Here is a 16,566-nt window from a genome sequence, read left to right on the forward strand (position 1 = left end):
TCCGCCGGGCCCGCGAGGACTGGGAGACCGGCACCCGCTTCGGCGACGTCCACGGCTACGACGGGGACCGGCTGCGGGCGCCGGAGCTGCCCGACCTTCCGCTCAAGCCCCGGGGACGCGTGCGCTGAGAGGGGTGTCGTCCGTCGATGGGGGCCGGTGGTGTGTGGGGACGGCGCGGGGGCGGTGGGTGGTCTGCCAGGTGCTGGGGGGCATGCCGTAGGCGGCGCGGAAGGCGCGGCTGAAGTGGCTGGAGTTGGCGAAGCCCCAGCGGCGGGCGACGCCCGCGACGCCGAGTTCCGCGGCGACCGGTCGGAGGAGGTCGCGGCTGCAGCGCTCCAGGCGTTGGGCGCGGATCCAGCCGCCGACCGTGGTGTTCTCCAGGTGGAAGAGCTTGTGGAGGAAGCGGACCGAGATGAAGTTGGCCTCCGCGATGGTGGAGGGGGAGAGGTCGGGGTCGCGGAGGTTGCGCAGGATGTGGGCCTTGACGCGCTCCAGGGAGGCCGCGTTCGACGGTGTTTGCGCCCGGCCGCGGGCGGAGCGGTCGTCGACGAGGAGGGCCAGCAGGTCGAGCGCGGTGGCCGCGGCCCGGCGGCCGACGGCCTCGTCCAGGACCTCGGCCTCGCGCGCCATCCGGGAGAGGTAGGTCGCCACCAGGGCGGCGCTGCCCTCGGCGCCGCTGAACGTGGTCGCGGTCAGCTCCCGCAGGTCCCGCTCCGGGACGTCCAGCGCCGCGCGCGGGAAGTGGAAGGAGGTGAAGGCGAAGCCCTCCTCGATCCGCTTCCGGAAGACCCGGGAGGTGTCGGTGATGGAGAACTCGCCCGGCCGGATGACCGACCGCCGGTCGTCCTGCTCCTTGAGTGCGGTGCCGCGCTCCTGGAGGGTGAGGATCAGCGACGGGGGGCCGCCGTCGGCGATCATGCGCCGGTTGCGCGTCACCATCTGCGGCCCGGCCTGGACCCTCGTTATCCGCAGCGGGCCGAGCTGGTGGCCGCCGATCGACCCGGCCGACGGCACCTCCTCCAGGAAGTCCACGGCCATCGGCACGAAGGCGTGGGACACCGCCTCGTGCCAGCTCTCCGCGCGATCGGCGGCGGGCAGGTGCGTGGTGGACAGGCAGCCGGTGGAGGGGGATGTGGACACCGGACCACCATGTCCGCATTCCGTGGGCGCGGCATCGCGTGAACCTATGAGATCGGACCTATGAGATCCGGTGTGAGCCGGGCCCGGCGGTGGCGCGGGTGACGTGGCGTTGGGCGAGGACGAGCAGGACGGCGGCGGGCACGGAGGCCAGGACGGAGGTGGCCATCACGGCGTTCCACCGGTTGGTGTGGGCGCCGAGGTACTGGTAGACGCCCAGGGTGATCGGCCGGACGGTGTCCGTGGTGGTCAGGGTGAGGGCGAAGAGGAAGTCGCTCCAGGCGAAGAGGAAGGCGAAGACGCCGGCCGTGATCAGCCCGGGGCGGCTCAACGGGAGCACGACGGAGCGGAAGACGCGCAGCCGGCCCGCGCCGTCCACCCGCGCGGCCTCGATGATCTCCTCGGGGATGCCCCGCATGAACGCGTGCAGGATGACGATCGCGAAGGGGACGCCGGCCGTGGAGTCGGCGAGGATCAACCCGAGGCGGGAGTCCAGCAGCCCCAGGTCGTTGTAGGCACCGTAGAGCGCGTTGGCCGCCACGATGCCCGGGACCGCCTGGGTGGTCAGGACGCCGAGGAGCACGAGCCTGGTGCCGCGCAGGCGGAAGTGGGCCAGCGCGTGTGCCGCCGGAGCGGCCAGGGCCAGGCTGAGCAGCGCGCTGCCGAGGGCCACCAGGAGGCTGGTGACGAGGTTGCGCCCCTGGTCGCGCAGCGCGGCGGCGTACCCGCCGAGGTCCGGGTGGATCGGGAACCACTCGCCGCTCAGGGTGTTGCCGGCCGGCTGGAGGGAGGCGTTGACCATCCAGTAGACGGGGAACAGCATCAGTGCGAGCAGGACGACGCCGACCAGGGTGGACAGCGGGCCGCCACGGCCGGGTGGGCGCTTCACGGGATCGCCTCTCAGGGAGGTCGGACTGTCAGGCAGTCGGATCGTCAGATGGCCCGGGCGCGTCGGTCGGCGCGCAGGTGGAGGGCGGCGAGCGCCAGCGACAGGACGACGAGCAGGTTGCCCGTCGCGGCGCCGCGTCCGAAGTCGAACTGTCGGAAGGACAGCTCGTAGGACTGGGTGGCGAGGGTCTCGGTGGCGCCGGCCGGTCCGCCGCCCGTGACCACCAGGATCACGTCCAGCACCTTGACGGTGTAGACCACGCCCAGCACGAGCACCACGCTCACCACCGGCCGCAGCAGCGGCCAGGTGATGTGGCGGAACGCGGCGAGCGGGCCGGCGCCGTCCAGCCTCGCGGCCTCGTACAGCTGCGGCGGGATGTCCTGCAGACCGCCGTACAGGACGGCGGTGTTGAACGGGACGCCGACCCAGATGTTGACCAGGACCACCGACCACAGCGCCTCGGAGGTGCCGGTGAGCCAGGGGACGCCGGACGACGAGAGGTGGAGGCCGCGCAGCACCGCGTTGACGACTCCGGTGTCGGGGTCGAGCATCCACTTCCAGACGGTCCCGGAGGCGACCAGCGGCAGCAGCCACGGCAGCAGCAGGAGCGATCGCAGCACGCCGCCGAGCGGGAAGCGCCGCCGGAAGAACAGGGCGAGGGCCAGGCCGAGGACGAACTGCCCCAGGACGGAGCCGGCCGTGAACACGGCCGTGGTCAGCAGGGTCCGGGGGAAGCGGCCGGACGAGAGGACCGCCGCGTAGTTCCGCAGGCCCACGAACGGGGCGTCACCGGTGTAGAAGGTCGTCACCGTGTACCGCTGGAAGCTCATCACGACGTTGGCGACGATCGGGTAGCCGAAGAACAGCAGCAGGTAGGCGGCGGCGGGCGCGAGGAAGAGCCACCGCGCCCGGCGCTCCCACCGTGCCCCGCGCTCCCCGCGCCGGACCGGTGACGGCCGGACCGGCGACGGGTCAGCGGCCGGTCGCGGTCTGCTGGGCATCGCCGAGGGCTTCCTCCGGTGTCCGCTCGCCCGTCAGCGCGGACTGGATCGCGGTGTGGATCGCCGTCGCCGCCTTGGGCCACTCGACGCCGAGTTCGCCGGTCCGGGCGCGGGCCGCCGCCGCGCTCTGGGCGAAGGCGGCCAGCGACGGGTTCTCCTCGGTGTGCCGGGCGGCCACCGCCGTGCGGGAGGGCACGGTGTGGTGCTGCCGGGCCAGGGTGAGCATGTTCGCGGGGGAGTTCAGGCAGGCGAGGACCCGGGCGGCCTTCTGCTGCCGGGCCTTGGAGGGGTTCTGCGGGACGGTCCACACCTCGCCGCCGAGCGGGGTGACCGGGGTCTGCCCCAGCCGGGGGACGGGGACGGGGGCCACGCCCCAGTGCAGGTCGGTGTCCTGCTCCAGGGCCGGGATGCGCCAGGGGCCGTTGATCATCATGGCCGTCCGGCGGGCGGTGAACTGGTCGTGGACGTCGGCCTGCGTCCAGTTCAGCACCGACTTCGACATGGATCCGCTCTTCACCAGGTCGACCCAGAGCCGGAGCGCCTCCGCGGCCTGCGGGGTGTCCAGCCGGCGCTCGTCACCGCCGTTGGACCACAGGAAGGGCAGGAACTGCCAGGTGCCCTCGAAGGTGGCGTTCGCGTCGACCGCCATTCCGTAGCGGCCGGGACGGGTCAACGCGGCCGCGGCCGCCTTCAGTTCGTCCCAGGTGCGCGGGACGGCGACGCCCGCCTCGGCGAGCATGTCCTTGTTGTAGATCAGGGCGACGGTGCTGACGTTGGGGGCGAGCCCGTACAGCCTGCCCTGGTGGGTGCCGGCCGACACGATGCCCGGGGCGAAGCCCTCGGCGTCGATGCCGTAGCCGTCCAGCGGGGTCAGCGCGCCGGTCGCGGCGATCTGCTGGAGGTCGGGGTTGTCGAGCATCAGCAGGTCGGGGAGGGTCCGTGCGGCCGCCTGCTGCAGGACCTTGGGGACGAGGGACGGGCCGGGGACGCTGGTGTGCTCGACCCGTACGCCGACCGTCCGGCCGCAGGCGTCGAGCAGCTCGCCCCACTGGGCGTGCTCGGTCTCGTCGGTGTAGTAGTCGAGCGCGGTGAGGGCGGTGGCCTCGCCCCCGGCGGATCCGGAACCGCTCGCGCCGGAGCCGTCCGTGCCGGAACCGGTGCCGCGGCCGCACCCGGTGGCGGCCGGCACCAGGAGGAGGAGCCCGGTCAGGAGGGCGGCGATCCGCCGAGCCGACGATCTGGCCGGTGAGATCATGCTGGTGCCTTTGCCGGGTGTCTGAGGGCTGGTCCGAACAAACGGGCCCTTGTCGTTCGAACGCACATTAAACACCCCCTCGGCAATCACGGCGTACCACGGCGGTCTGTGCGCTCCCGGGCGCACGGTGATGCGCGGTCGGCGAACTCCGGCGGTACGGCGTTCCTAGCCTCGTACCGAGTCCGACCTGACCGACCATCACTTCGAAAGACCGGGAAGACCGTGCTGAAACGACTCTGCTCCGCCCTGCTGACCCTGGCCGTCGCCATGGGCCTGGTGACGACCCTCAGCGGCACCGCGTCCGCGACCAACTACCAGGTGATCGACTGGAACATCTCGAACATCACCGCCGGCGGGAACACCCACCACCAGAACTACTGGAACCTGATCGACGCGATCCACCGGCACACCTACGGTGATCCGACCGGCGTCAACGGCGTCACCGAGACCACCACCGAGCACGGCCGGCTGGTCCAGGTGCGCGTCCTGGACACCAACAACACCCACCTCGCCTCCGTCTACCTCTGGGCGAACGACCTCTACGTCGCGGGCTTCTACTCCCCGCAGAACAACACCCACTGGGCGTTCGTGGACCGGATCAACGAGTTCGAGAACGCGCTGGGCGTGAGGGTGCCCGCGAACCGCCGGATCGCCAGCGGCAACTACGCGGACATCCCGGGCGGCAACGACCGGGGGACTCTCGCGCCGAACCCCGGGAACATCTACAACGCCATGCGCACCCTCGGCCGCGCGACGGCGTACAACGACGCGACGGGGCGCGCGGTGCTGATGGCGACCCAGATCTTCTCCGAGGCGGCGCGCTTCGGTGTGGTCTTCGACGTCATCCGCGGCAACATCCAGAACCCCAACCGGAACCGTACGCTGAACTACGAAAACCCCGACCGGGCGGGCGACTTCATCCAGGCCGCCACCGTGGAGAACCAGTGGGGGGCCATCAGCCGGTTCATCCGCAACGCGCGGGCCAACCCGAACGGCCAGGCCGTCTGGGTCATGAGCCACCAGGTGACCACCATCGCCGCCGTGCTCTACTACATCGGCTTCATCGAGGCCAACGGCGGCATCATGCACAGCCAGAACTGAGAACAGCCAGAACTGAGGACGGCGCCCCGACGGGCGGCCCACCGGCGCGCGCCGGTGGGCCGCCCGTCGGCACCCGTGCTCAGGCCTCGGGGAGGGCGGCGACCAGGTTGGCGAGCTGGACCCGGGAGCCTATCGACAGCTTGCGGAAGACCGCCGTCAGATGGGTGTTGACGGTGTGCGGCGAGACCACCAGCAGATCGGCGGCGGACCGGTTGGTGTGGCCCTGGGCGATGAGGCGGGCGACCTTCTCCTCCGAGCCGGTGAGCGCGCCCCAGCCCTGGACGGGGCGCTGCCCGCCCGCCGCCCGGCGGCCGCCGGCCCCGGCGTCCGCCAGGGCGCGCTGGACGTCCGCCGCCGCGGCGTGGGCGCCGGACCAGGCGAACGCGTCCCGCGCGTGCGTCAGCGCGGCCACCGCCTGACTCCGCCGCCCCGCGGCCAGCAGGGCCCGGCCGAGATCGGCCCGGGCGGCGGCCCGGGCCAGCGGGCGGGGGCTCGCCGCGAGCAGCTCCACGGCGTGTTCGAGGACGGCGGGGTCGTCCCGGACGAGACCGCGGGTCTGCGCCGCGATGCCGGCGGCGGTCGGCACGGACGGGTTGCGTCCGGCGTGGGCCTCGGCCTGCCCGGCGAGGTCCTCGGCGAGCCGCCGCTCCCCGCCGCGCAGGGCCATCCGGACCGCGGCGTCGACCCAGTCGCGCAGCAGCCGCCACCGCATGAAGGGCGCCTGCCGCTGCACCTCGCGGATCCGGTCGACGGCGAGCGCGGCGTCCCCGTCGGCCTCGGCGTGGACGGCCTCCAGGAAGCGCACCGCGGCCGTGTTGCCCGGGTTCGGCTTGACGGCCAGCCCTGCCCGGGCGGCGAGCAGGTGCTCCCGGGCCGCCTCCCGGTCGCCGCGCAGCAGAGCGATCCGGGAGCGGATCACCCGGCCGTTCACGTTCTGGACGGGCACCCGCACCTCCTCCTCCAGGCGTTCCATGGTCACGAAGTCGGCCTCGGCGTCGTCGAGCCGGCCGAGCCCGAGGTCGTGCTGGCCCTGGGCCCAGAGCAGCGCGGCCTGCCGCACCGCACCGCCGAGGTCCGCCGCCCGCAGGAGCAGGCGCTCACCGGCGGCGAAGTCGTCCACGTGCAGGTGCGCGACGACTTCCTCGGGGAGGAAGCCGGAGTCGATGGCGCTGAGCGCGGCGAAGCGCTCCAGCGCGACCGTGTTCCGCCCCGCGTTCAGGGCGATCTCGCCCAGCCCGGACAGGGCCATGACGTGGGCCTCCCGGTCGCCGATCGCGGCGGCGGTCCGCAGCGCGGTCTCACCGGCCTCCCACGCCGCGGCCAGGTCCTGGCCCCGTGACAGGGCGAGGGCGCGCAGGGCGGCCAGCCGCGCGCAGATCTCGGGGGCGGAGCCGCCGGTGGCGAGCGCGGCCTCGGCCCGGCGGCGCAGTTCCTCGGCGAGGTCCATGGCCCACAGCGCCCCGCCCAGGGCGCACTGCAGCCGGCCGAAGGTCTCCAGCGGCGGCCGGGCGGCCAACAGCCGGTCGCCGATCTCCAGCGCCTCGCGGTCGCGGCCGGCCCGGGTCAGGCAGCGGATCGCCTGCTCGCCGACGTCGAACCTCAACCCGCCCGCCGACGGCGCCAGTTCGAGGCTCCGCAGGATCAGGTCGGCGGCCGCGCCCGGGGTGACCGCCAGCACGTCGTCGGCCGCCCGGCGCAGCAGCGCCACGGCCTCCTCGTCCCCGGGGACGGCGCCCCGGAGGATGTGCGGCACCGCGTCGGCGGGCTGTCGGCCCGCGGCGACCAGGCGGCGGGCCGCCTCGCGGTGCAGGGCCTTGCGGGCCGACGGCGGGATGTCGGCGTAGACCGCCTGGCGCAGCAGGTCGTGCCGGAACTCCAGCTGGTCGCCGTCGTCGTCCAGGATCCCGGCGTACACGGCTTCCTCCAGCGCCGGGAGCAGGTCGGCGGCCGGGCGGTCGCGGAGCGCGGCGGCGTCCTCGAAGCGGAACCGGCGGCCCAGCACCGCGCCCATCCGGAGCAGGCCCAGGGTGTCGGGTCGCAGGGAGCGGAGCCTGCCGCGTACGCCGACCACCAGCCGGGAGGGCATGACGTCCGGCGCGGCGGCGGCGGTCCGCGGGGTGTCCGTGGCTCGCGGGGTGTCGGTGGCTCGCGCGGCGTCGGCGTCCCGCAGTCCGGCCAGGATTTCGACGGCGAGGAACGGGTTCCCGCCGGCGCCGTCGAGCAGGTCCCGCACCCAGGTGTCGACCGCCGGCCCGAGCGTGTCGTCGGCCAGTTCGCCGATGGCCGTGCCGGACAGCGGGCCGAGCGACACCGTGACCGTCGCGAGGTCGCCGGCGGCGGCCGCCACGATCTCCTCGGCCGGGCCGGTGGGATCCCGGCGCCCGGCCAGCAGCCACAGGACGGGCGAGGTCCGCAGCCGGGTCGGCAGTTGCCGCAGGGCGAACCGGCTCAGCGCGTCGGCCCACTGCACGTCGTCCAGGCCGATCAGCACCGGAGCCTCGGTGGCCCGGGCCTCGATCGCCTCCGCCAGGCGTTCCACCAGCCAGATCCGCTGGTCGTGGTTGCGGGCCAGGGTGGTGAGGTCGTCGCCGGACAGCAGCGGCCGGTCGCCGTGCAGGACGCTGGCCGCCAACGACGAGAGCGGCACGATGTGGTGCAGCTCGTCGGCCTTGCCGAGCCCCACCGAGAACCCCGCCGCGGCGGCCCGGGCGGCGGCCTCGGCGAGCAGGGTGGTCTTGCCGATGCCCGGTTCCCCCTGGAGCAGGGCCAGCCCGGCGCTCCCGGTGCCGGCCACCGAGGTGATCAGGGTCTGCAGCCGTGCGAGTTCGGCCTCCCGGCCGCGCAGACCGCGATGGGACAGTGGAGTGCCTGACCCTGCCATTCGAGCTCTTCCCGCCCCCGCCCACGCCCACGCCGGCCGGAGTCGGGTTCCGGCCGGGCCGCTGATCCCGGCTACCAGAGGGTACGTGGTGGGTGGTCGGCCGCCGCACCGCAGGTGCCCGCGGCGGTCCCGTCAGCCGGGGCGGCCGGGGTGGCCGGGGTAGCCGGGCAGTCCGGCGTCCCAGTCGATCGCGTCGGCCTCGGTACCCGGCGGGACGAGCGCGAAGGTCTCCCGGCGGAGCCAGCGGCGCACCTGACGGGGCGGGAGGTCGATCAGGACGGCATCCTCGCCGTTGCGGAGCATGACGCGCAGGGCGGTGCGGCCGTGGCAGGTGCAGGGGGGCCAGATCCGGACGTCACCCTGGCCGGCCGGTCGTTGCAGTCCCTCCCAGAGGAGGTCGCGGGAGAAGCGCCAGACGCCCGCGTCGGCGGCGGGCCCGAGGAACCGGAGCGCGACGGCGAACGGGTCGTCGCTGCGGTAGCCCAGCCGGACGGGGATGTCGAGGGACTCGTGCTCGCCCAGCACGAGGCGGGCGTCGAGGAGGACTTCGGTGCCGGTGCCCTCCGGACGGGGCTGGGCGGGGCCGGGCTGGGAGGGGCTGGGCAGCGACTGGTGGGCGGGCACGGGTACTCCTGGGTCGGTGGCGGTGTCGGTGTTGGGGCGGGTGTGTGCGGGGTGGGTGTGGATCCGCCGTCAGGCTAGGGAGGGGGCTCGGCGGGGATGTTCCGCTCGTGCACGGTGACGTGATGGTCCGTGCACCTTCCCGGTCGCTCGGTCGGCCGGGAGGCGGGCTCGCCCCGGCGGTTCCCGTGTCCGGAGAGCGGTGCGTCAGGTGGCTCCGCCGATCGTCTGCATCCCGGCTCCCGACGTCGAACTCCCTTGTCCCGCAGGTGTGTTGGACTTCCGGGAAGGTGTCGCTGGGGCCCCCTCCGAGGGGTGGGCGCGGTTAGGGGGAGGGCCGTCCGGGGTGGGCGGAGTCGTCGGCGCCGCGGATTGTTGAATGTTTGTCCAGTTGCTCCGGTCCTTGTATGAATGACGGCGGAAGGACAACCCCTCCTGAACGCCCCGTCGCCGGTGGCGCCGCCGCCCGCCGTGCGGCGGGCCACCCTCGCCGGCGTCCGCACAGCCCCGTTTCCAACCGGTCGGAGTCTCCCGTGAACCTGTCGGGTCCCTCACCCATGCCCGAAGCCCTTGAAGCCCTCGCGCCCGAAGCCGAGGTCCACCTGCTCGACCAGGCCGCCCGCGGCGGCGGCAACGGCTGTCTCGACATCCTCTCCCCGCCGCCCGGAGCCGATCCGGAGGACTGCCTCCACATCGCCCTGCACGTCCACGGCGCGGCCTCCGTCCGCCGCGGCGGCGCCACCACCGTGCTGGTCCCGGGGGACCTGCTGATCGGCACCACCCCGCACCCGGCGGGCCTGTTGCAGGACGCCGAGTGCCGGATGCTCCGCTTCCGCGTCCCCTGCTTCTACCTGGGCGTCCGGCAGAGCGACGTCCGGCGCGCCGGCGGGCTGGTGGCGCGCGGGAACGAGGGCGTCGGTTCGCTCGCCTCGCAGTTCCTGCGCACCCTCGCCGCCCAGGAGCGGACCCACCGGGCCCGACCGGGCAACCACCTCGCGCGCAGCGTCTCCGACCTCGTCGCCATCCTGGTGACCGAGCTGCTCGACCGGGAGAGCCCGGAACAGCCCACCGGCGCCGCCGAGTTGCTGTGCCGGATCCGCGCCCACATCGAGCAGAACCTCGCCGACCCGGACCTCTCGCCCGAGTCGATCGCCCGCGCGCAGCACATCTCGGTGCGCTACCTGCACAAGCTCTTCCAGCAGGACGGGATGACCGTGGGCCAGTGGGTGCGGCGGCGCCGGCTGGAGGCCTGCCGCCGGGAGCTGGAGCGCCCGTCCCGGCGGCAGACCAGTGTGTCCGCCGTCGCGCACCGCTGGGGCTTCGTCAGCCACTCCCACTTCAGCCGGGCGTTCCGCGACGCCTTCGGGGTCTCGCCCCGCGAGTGGCAGGCGTACGCCACCCGGACCGAGGGTCCTGCTTCGGCCTCGTGACCCGCTCCACCCGGTGCCGTTCGCACGGACGGCGCCGCACCGCCGGTCCTGGTGAGGACGGGCGGTGCGGCGCCGGGGGCGGGGGCCTGCGGGCCGGGCGTGACTCGGCGGCCGGTGTCACGGCCGCCCGGGGTCACTTCGCCAGGAAGGCCAGCAGCGCGGTGTTGACCTCCTCGGCGTGGGTCCAGAGCAGACCGTGCGGGGCGCCCTCGATCTCGACGTACTCGGCGGACGGCAGGGCCCGGTGGAACGGGCGCGCGGTGTTCTCGGCCGGCAGGATGCGGTCGGCGGTGCCGTGCAGGATCAGGGCGGGGACGTCGACGCGCGGGATGTCGGCGCGGAAGTCCGTGTACCAGGTGGTCGGCGCGGCCGAGGCGGCGAAGGCGCCGCCGCCCGCCGCGACGTTCCAGCTGTCGCGGACGGCCTCCTCGCTGATCCGGCTGCCGAGGTTCTCGTCCAGGTTGTAGAAGTCCTGGTAGAAGGCGGTGTAGTAGGCGAACCGGTCGGCCTTCACCGCGGCGACGACGCCGTCGAAGAACTCCTGCGGGGCGGCGCCCTCCGGGTTGTCGTCGGTCTTGAGCAGGAACGGCTCCAGGGACGCCAGGAAGGCGACCTTGGCGATCCGGGCGGTGCCGTAGGTCGACACGTACCGGGCGACCTCGCCGGTGCCCATCGAGAAGCCGACCAGCACGGCGTCGGTCAGGTCGAGGGTCCTCAGCACGGTGTCGAGGTCCGCGGCGAAGGTGTCGTAGTCGTAGCCGGTGGTCGGCTGCGAGGACTGGCCGAAGCCGCGCCGGTCGTAGGTGATGACCCGGTAGCCGGCGTCGAGGAGCGCGGCGCTCTGCCGCTCCCAGGAGCGCCCGCTCAGCGGGAACCCGTGGATCAGGACGACCGGCTGCCCGGTGCCGTGGTCCTCGTAGTAGAGGTCGATGGAGGTGGAGTTCTCCTGGCCGACGGTGATGAACGGCATGGGTTCTTCCTGTCTCTAGGGCAGCTTGGGTGGCTGCGATGGGGCACACGCTAGGTTCGGCCGCCGCCGGCTTGTTGCCTCCGAGAGCACCCCGTGTCGTCCGAGAGCGCTCGGGTGCGTCCGGTGCCCGACCCGGGCCCGGCCGGCGGCGCGGGTGCGCGGAAGGACCGCAGCTGGTGCGCCGTCGGAACAGGACCCCGGCCCGCGCGTTCCTAACCTGTTCCACCGAACAGTCCAGCCATTCCCGGGAGCGCCATGACCAGCCAGCCACACCTCCACCAGCACACCGCCGAGATCCAGGAGTTCGGCACCGTCGCCCTCCTGCCGATCGCGCTCTCGCACGACGCCCGGCAGTACTCCTGCCAGCGGCTCAACCGCGTCCTCGCGGACACCCAGTTCCTCTACTCGCTGTACAAGAAGTGCCACTGGGGCATGCGCGGGCCGACCGCCTACCAGCTGCACCTGCTCTTCGACAAGCACGCCCAGGAGCAGCTGGAGCTGGTCGACGCGCTCGCCGAACGGGTGCAGATGCTCGGCGGCGTCGCGGTGGGCGACCCCCGGCACGCCGCGCTGATCACCGGGGTGCCGCGCCCGCCGGACGGCGCGGAGGACGTGCGCTCGATGCTCTCGCGCCTGCTCGACGCGCACGAGATCATCCTCGCCGACGCCCGCGACGCCGCCACCCGTACGGCGGGGTACGGCGACGACGGCACCCAGGACCTCCTGGTCTCCCAGATCATCCGCACCGGTGAGGCCCAGGTCTGGTTCCTCGCCGAGCACCTGGTCGTCACCCCCGGCACCGGGGCGTGAGCACGGGCCGGACCCGTCCGCGGACGGGTCCGGCCCTTTAGGGTGTGCCGGGTCCGTCCGTCGACGGGCCCGGCACTTCCGTGTTCCCTCCGCGGTGTCGGGCGGGCTGCTAGAGCGTGCGGCGGACCCCCGCCTGGTGTTCGAGCCGGTCCAGCTGGCCGGCCAGTCCCTCGTGCATGGCGTCCCGCACCGGGCCGCTGCGCCCGATCCACAGCGCCTCCCTGCCCCGGAGCTCCTCCAGCATCAGGGCGTAGGCGGCGTACATCGCGACCGCGGCGAGGAGCATGCCGAGCGCCCCGGTGAGGTGGCCCAGCCAGGCCGCGCCGGAGACGCCGTGGAGGCCGGCGGTGAAGTAGCGCGGTACGGCGATCAGCAGGAGCAGCCACAGCACCTTCTTCGGCCTGGCCACCGAGGCCATCAGCGCGGCGAAGACCGTGAACACCAGGTTCAGCACGCCCAGCACCTGCGCCCCGCCGGGTGCGCCCGTCGCCGTGACCAGGCCGTTGGCCAGCCAGGCGCCGGCGAATCCGCCCATCAGCGTCGCCGCGATGACGTCCCGGGCGCCGAACGCGAGGACGCTGACCAGCAGTTGGAGCACGAAGGCGGAGAAGACGGTGAGCGCCACGGCCTGCCGGTGGGCGCCGTCGATCAGGCCGAGCTGCAGGCTGCTGGTCACGGCGGAGGAGATGGCCACCGCGAAGAAGCCCAGCGGCATCGGCGAGGCGATCGGCCGCAGGGTGATCCGGGTCATGCCGGGCGGGTCCGGCTCGGTTCCGGCCCGCTGATCCGTCCGGACGACCGTCTCGGTTCCCGTCGTCATCGTTCTGGCTCCTTGCTCTCGGTACTTCGTGTTCTGGGTGCTTCGTGCTTCTCGGAACGGCCGCCGGCCGTCCGCTCCCTCATGCCGACGGGCCCGGGCCCCTGGACAGGCGAACTGTCCAGGGGCCCGGGCCCGTTCGGTGGTGGCCGGCTGGTGGCCGGCTCGGGGTGGCGGCCGGCTCGGGGTGGCTCAGGCGCGGTGCAGGGCGAGCCGGGTGGCCAGGCCGCCGCCCACGCCGGCGACCACCGCTGCGGGCAGCCACCACAGCGGCCAGTGCGCCAGGCCGAGGGCCCCGTCGACCGACCACTGTCCGGGGCCGGTGGCGGTCAGCGCCGCGCCGATGACGATCAGGACGAACGGGAACTCGTACCCGTCGTGCTGCACCCACAGCCCGTGCGGCCACTTGACCGTCAGGGCGACCGTCATCACGCCCATCAGGCCCGCGCCGGCCAGCGGGGTGAGCAGGCCGGCGGCCAGCATCAGCCCGGCGCCGATCTGGGTGCCGCCGGCGGCCAGCGCGGTGAGCTTTCCGCCGCGGAAGCCGTCGCCCCGGAACTCGGCGCTGCCGCCCTCCAGGCCACCGCCGCCGAGGCGGAAGCTGATCTTCTGGACGCCGTGGCCCGCGATCAGCAGACCGGTGACCAGGCGCAGCAGGAGTAGGCCGGTGTTCATCTCGGACTCCGTCGGTTCGGTGCGGTCCCTCAGCCGGCGGCGTGCGGGTCGATCATGGCGTGGGCGTAGACCAGGCCCAGGCCGTAGGTGCCGCCGTGCTCCATGACCAGCTCGGTCACCGGGACGTAGGTCTCGGCGCGCGCCCAGTCGCGCTGGAGCTCCAGCAGGACCTGGATCCAGGTGACGGGCACGGCGCCGGCGGCGGTCATCCGCTGCAGGGCGTGCTCGTGGGCCAGCGGGCTGACGCCGCCGGAGGCGTCGGCCACGACGTAGACCTCGTAGCCCTGGCTCAGCGCGGAGAGGGCCGGCAGGACCAGGCAGACCTCGGTCCACAGGCCGGAGAGGATGATCTTCGTGCGGCCGGTCGCCTTGACCGCCTCGACCAGGGCCTCGTCCTCCCAGGCGTTCATCGTGGTGCGGTCGATGACCTCCTGGTCGGGGAAGACGGCCCGCAGCTGCGGGAGGAGCGGGCCGGAGAAGGACTCGGCCGCGACGGTGGACAGCACGGTCGGCACGCCGAAGATCTTCGCGGCCTTCGCCAGGCCGACGGTGGCGTTGATGATCGCGGTGCGGTCGCCGCTGCCGGTGCCGAAGAACATCTGCGGCTGGTGGTCGACGAACAGCATCAGCGCGTTGTCGGGGGTCAGCAGGTCCGGGCTCGGAGCGGCGTGGACGTTGGCGAAGTCGACCATGGGTCTTCTCTTTCCTTGCGAATGTCATGAATTGACGGAACGTCAGGCTTGGCCCCGGATCACCGGGGCGCCTCGTTCGACGACGCTAGACGCGGCGGCCCGGGTGTTCTGACCGCTGTGCGCCCCGGACTGTCCCGACAGCGCACGACCGGCCGGGCCGGGGCCGGCCGGCCGCCTCGGTGTGCTCCTAGTGCGCTGCGGGGCCATCGGCCATGCGCTGCGGAGGGCCCGCGCGCGCCGTCGCCTGCCTAGGTTTCGCCGGTGGCCCCGTCGGGCCGCGATCAGCCAGCGGAACTCGAAGGAAGGGGCCTCCCTTGCCCGCCATGCCCGTCGCCGGAATCCGTCCCGGCACCCCCGACCGGCCCGCCGACCTCGTCGTGCGCAACGCCAAGGTGCACACCAACGACCCGCGCCGCCCCCGGGCCACCGCCGTCGCCGTCCGGGACGGACTGGTCCAGGCGGTCGGCGACGACGCGGACGTTATCCCGCTGGTCGGCCCCGACACCCGGGTGGTCGACGCGCTCGGCCGCCGGGCCGTCCCCGGACTCAACGACGCGCACCTGCACGTCATCCGCGGCGGCCTCAACTACGTGCTGGAACTGCGCTGGGACGGCGTCCCGACACTGCGCGAGGCCCTCGCCATGCTCCGGCTCCAGGCCGAGCGCACCCCGCCCGGCCAGTGGGTGCGGGTGGTCGGCGGCTGGTCCGCCGACCAGTTCGCCGAACGGCGCCTGCCCACCCTGGCGGAGCTCAACGCCGCGGCGCCCGACACCCCCGTCTTCGTGCTGCACCTCTACCAGTCGGCGCTGCTCAACCGGGCCGCGCTGCGCGCCGCCGGCTTCACCCGGGACACCCCCGACCCGGCCGGCGGTCAGATCGTCCGCGGCCACGACGGCGAGCCCACCGGCCTGCTGATCGCCGCCCCCGGCGCGCTGCTGCTCTACTCCACCCTGGCCAAGGCGCCGACCCTGGACGAGGCCGACCGGATCGGCTCCACCCGGCACTTCCTGCGCGAGCTGAACCGCTTCGGCCTCACCTCCGCGATCGACGCCGCCGGCGGCTTCCAGAGCTTCCCCGAGAACTACGGCACCGTCATGGAGCTCGCCCGCCGGGGCGAGCTGACCCTGCGCATCGCCTACCACCTCTTCCCGCAGACCGCGGGACAGGAACTGGCCGACCTCACCCGCTGGGTCGAGACCGTCCGCCCCGGCGAGGGCGACGAGTGGCTGCGCCTCAACGGCGCGGGGGAGAACCTCACCTGGGCCGCCGCCGACTTCGAGAACTTCACCGAGCCGCGGCCGCAACTGGGCGCCTACGAGAACGAGTTCGAGAAGGCCGTCCGCCTGCTCACCGAGCACGGCTGGGGCTTCCGGCTGCACGCCACCTACGACGAGACCATCCGCCGCGACCTCGCCGTCTTCGAGAAGCTCGCCGCCGAGGGCCTCTTCCCGCAGGGCGGCCGCTGGCTCTTCGACCACGCCGAGACCGTCAGCCCGGACAGCCTCGACCGGATCGCCGCGCTGGGCGGCGCCGTCTCCGTTCAGAACCGCCTCTCCTTCCAGGGCGAGGCCTTCGTCGCGCGCTACGGCGCCGCGGCCGCCGCCGAGGCGCCGCCGCTGCGCGCGATGCTGGACCGCGGCCTGACCGTCGCGGCGGGCACCGACGCCACCCGGGTCTCCTCCTACAACCCGTGGGTCGCCCTGCACTGGCTGGTCTCCGGCCGGTCGGTCGGCGGCCGGCGCCTCGCGGCCGAGCACAACCGCCTCAGCCGCGAGCAGGCCCTGGAGCTCTACACCCTGGGCGGCGCCCGGCTCACCGGCGAGGAGGAGGTCAAGGGGCGCCTGACGGTGGGCAGTTACGCGGACCTCGCGATCCTCAGCGCCGACTACTTCAGCGTGCCCGAGGCCGACATCGCGCACATCGAGTCCGTCCTCACCGTCGTCGGCGGACGCATCGTCCACGCCGCGGCGGAGCACCAGGGGCTGGCCCCCGAACCGCCCGAGGTCTCGCCGTCCTGGAGCCCGGTCGCCCGCTTCGGCGGCTACCACGCCACCCCCGCCCCGAGTCTGGGCGGCGTCCGCCAGGCCGAGGGGGTGCTGGAGGCCGTGGCCGCCTCCGGCGAGCAGCACGCCTGGCGGGCGGCGCGCGGACTCGCCGCCCTGCCCGGACAGTCGCAGGTCCCGCTGGATCCGTGCTTCTTCTGATATCTCCCGGGGGCACCGCCGGACCACGGCGGTGCCCCCGCCCGCCGTCCCTCCACCACCCGAGGAAGCGTCGTGACCACGCC

The 16,566-nt window shown here is 73.8% G+C and carries 14 protein-coding genes and 1 pseudogene; 5 read left to right on the plus strand and 10 right to left on the minus strand.

All coding sequences use genetic code 11. The features are described 5' to 3' along the window. Positions 1–128: pseudogene (locus tag AB0N76_RS21095) on the plus strand (pirin family protein); the annotation flags it as partial. Here the strand turns inward: AB0N76_RS21095 and AB0N76_RS21100 are convergent. Genes AB0N76_RS21100 through AB0N76_RS21115 form a run of 4 tightly spaced genes read right to left on the minus strand, consistent with a single transcriptional unit; the run spans position 103 to position 4,282 of the window. Next, on the minus strand, positions 103–1,140 hold the full coding sequence (locus AB0N76_RS21100) for a helix-turn-helix domain-containing protein (RefSeq protein WP_363559024.1): 1,038 nt from the start codon (positions 1,138–1,140) through the stop codon (positions 103–105). The pseudogene AB0N76_RS21095 and the gene AB0N76_RS21100 sit on opposite strands and share 26 nt — an antisense overlap. Positions 1,141–1,198: 58 nt before the next feature. After that, positions 1,199–2,026, minus strand: a complete 828-nt coding sequence (locus AB0N76_RS21105; protein WP_363559025.1) for a carbohydrate ABC transporter permease — start codon at positions 2,024–2,026, stop codon at positions 1,199–1,201. 44 nt (positions 2,027–2,070) lie between these two features. Continuing rightward, on the minus strand, positions 2,071–3,027 hold the full coding sequence (locus tag AB0N76_RS21110) for a sugar ABC transporter permease (RefSeq protein ID WP_363559026.1): 957 nt from the start codon (positions 3,025–3,027) through the stop codon (positions 2,071–2,073). After that, positions 2,999–4,282, minus strand: a complete 1,284-nt coding sequence (locus AB0N76_RS21115; RefSeq protein ID WP_363559027.1) for a sugar ABC transporter substrate-binding protein — start codon at positions 4,280–4,282, stop codon at positions 2,999–3,001. Before AB0N76_RS21115 ends, AB0N76_RS21110 begins: the two co-directional genes overlap by 29 nt. Positions 4,283–4,504: 222 nt before the next feature. Here AB0N76_RS21115 and AB0N76_RS21120 point away from each other — a divergent pair, with 222 nt between their 5' ends. After that, a complete protein-coding gene (locus AB0N76_RS21120; protein ID WP_363559028.1) occupies positions 4,505–5,383 on the plus strand; it encodes a ribosome-inactivating family protein in 879 nt (292 codons plus the stop codon). A gap of 79 nt (positions 5,384–5,462) precedes the next feature. Here AB0N76_RS21120 and AB0N76_RS21125 read toward each other — a convergent pair whose 3' ends face one another. Next, on the minus strand, positions 5,463–8,264 hold the full coding sequence (locus AB0N76_RS21125) for an AAA family ATPase (protein ID WP_363559029.1): 2,802 nt from the start codon (positions 8,262–8,264) through the stop codon (positions 5,463–5,465). Positions 8,265–8,396: 132 nt separating this feature from the next. After that, positions 8,397–8,888 (minus strand): SsgA family sporulation/cell division regulator, encoded by a 492-nt coding sequence (locus AB0N76_RS21130; protein WP_363559030.1) that lies wholly within the window; start codon positions 8,886–8,888, stop codon positions 8,397–8,399. Positions 8,889–9,442: 554 nt separating this feature from the next. On the opposite strand from AB0N76_RS21130, the gene AB0N76_RS21135 reads away from it, so the two are divergent. Beyond that, positions 9,443–10,315, plus strand: coding sequence for a helix-turn-helix domain-containing protein (locus tag AB0N76_RS21135; protein ID WP_363559031.1), 873 nt, complete (start codon positions 9,443–9,445; stop codon positions 10,313–10,315). Between the two features lie 133 nt (positions 10,316–10,448). Here AB0N76_RS21135 and AB0N76_RS21140 read toward each other — a convergent pair whose 3' ends face one another. Next, on the minus strand, positions 10,449–11,285 hold the full coding sequence (locus AB0N76_RS21140) for an alpha/beta hydrolase (RefSeq protein ID WP_363559032.1): 837 nt from the start codon (positions 11,283–11,285) through the stop codon (positions 10,449–10,451). Positions 11,286–11,540: 255 nt separating this feature from the next. Between AB0N76_RS21140 and AB0N76_RS21145 the strand changes: the two genes are divergently transcribed. Next, positions 11,541–12,095 carry a DNA starvation/stationary phase protection protein gene (locus AB0N76_RS21145; RefSeq protein ID WP_363559033.1) on the plus strand — a complete coding sequence of 185 codons (555 nt, stop codon included), beginning with the start codon at positions 11,541–11,543 and terminating at the stop codon, positions 12,093–12,095. A 109-nt stretch (positions 12,096–12,204) separates the two neighbouring features. On the opposite strand, the gene AB0N76_RS21150 is transcribed toward AB0N76_RS21145, so the two are convergent. The 3 genes from AB0N76_RS21150 to AB0N76_RS21160 form a co-directional block, all read right to left on the minus strand. Further along, the gene (locus AB0N76_RS21150) at positions 12,205–12,915 is read right to left on the minus strand and encodes a hypothetical protein (protein ID WP_363559034.1); all 711 of its coding nucleotides are present in this window, start codon (positions 12,913–12,915) and stop codon (positions 12,205–12,207) included. A gap of 189 nt (positions 12,916–13,104) precedes the next feature. Further along, on the minus strand, positions 13,105–13,587 hold the full coding sequence (locus tag AB0N76_RS21155; RefSeq protein ID WP_363559035.1) for a DoxX family protein: 483 nt from the start codon (positions 13,585–13,587) through the stop codon (positions 13,105–13,107). Between the two features lie 29 nt (positions 13,588–13,616). Continuing rightward, a complete protein-coding gene (locus AB0N76_RS21160; RefSeq protein ID WP_363559036.1) occupies positions 13,617–14,279 on the minus strand; it encodes a hydrolase in 663 nt (220 codons plus the stop codon). A gap of 323 nt (positions 14,280–14,602) precedes the next feature. Here AB0N76_RS21160 and AB0N76_RS21165 point away from each other — a divergent pair, with 323 nt between their 5' ends. Next, positions 14,603–16,483 (plus strand): amidohydrolase, encoded by a 1,881-nt coding sequence (locus AB0N76_RS21165; protein WP_363559037.1) that lies wholly within the window; start codon positions 14,603–14,605, stop codon positions 16,481–16,483. Positions 16,484–16,566: the final 83 nt, after the last annotated feature.

The sequence above is a fragment of the Kitasatospora sp. NPDC093806 genome (genome assembly GCF_040683335.1).
Lineage (GTDB): Bacteria > Actinomycetota > Actinomycetes > Streptomycetales > Streptomycetaceae > Kitasatospora.

Coding starts and splice junctions, on each gene's coding strand:
- AB0N76_RS21110 (WP_363559026.1), bottom strand. CDS start 3,027: ATGCCCAGCAGACCGCGACCGGCCGCTGACCCGTCGCCGGTCCGGCCG.
- AB0N76_RS21115 (WP_363559027.1), bottom strand. CDS start 4,282: ATGATCTCACCGGCCAGATCGTCGGCTCGGCGGATCGCCGCCCTCCTG.
- AB0N76_RS21125 (WP_363559029.1), bottom strand. CDS start 8,264: ATGGCAGGGTCAGGCACTCCACTGTCCCATCGCGGTCTGCGCGGCCGG.
- AB0N76_RS21135 (WP_363559031.1), top strand. CDS start 9,443: ATGCCCGAAGCCCTTGAAGCCCTCGCGCCCGAAGCCGAGGTCCACCTG.
- AB0N76_RS21140 (WP_363559032.1), bottom strand. CDS start 11,285: ATGCCGTTCATCACCGTCGGCCAGGAGAACTCCACCTCCATCGACCTC.
- AB0N76_RS21145 (WP_363559033.1), top strand. CDS start 11,541: ATGACCAGCCAGCCACACCTCCACCAGCACACCGCCGAGATCCAGGAG.
- AB0N76_RS21150 (WP_363559034.1), bottom strand. CDS start 12,915: ATGACGACGGGAACCGAGACGGTCGTCCGGACGGATCAGCGGGCCGGA.
- AB0N76_RS21155 (WP_363559035.1), bottom strand. CDS start 13,587: ATGAACACCGGCCTACTCCTGCTGCGCCTGGTCACCGGTCTGCTGATC.
- AB0N76_RS21160 (WP_363559036.1), bottom strand. CDS start 14,279: ATGGTCGACTTCGCCAACGTCCACGCCGCTCCGAGCCCGGACCTGCTG.
- AB0N76_RS21165 (WP_363559037.1), top strand. CDS start 14,603: ATGCCCGTCGCCGGAATCCGTCCCGGCACCCCCGACCGGCCCGCCGAC.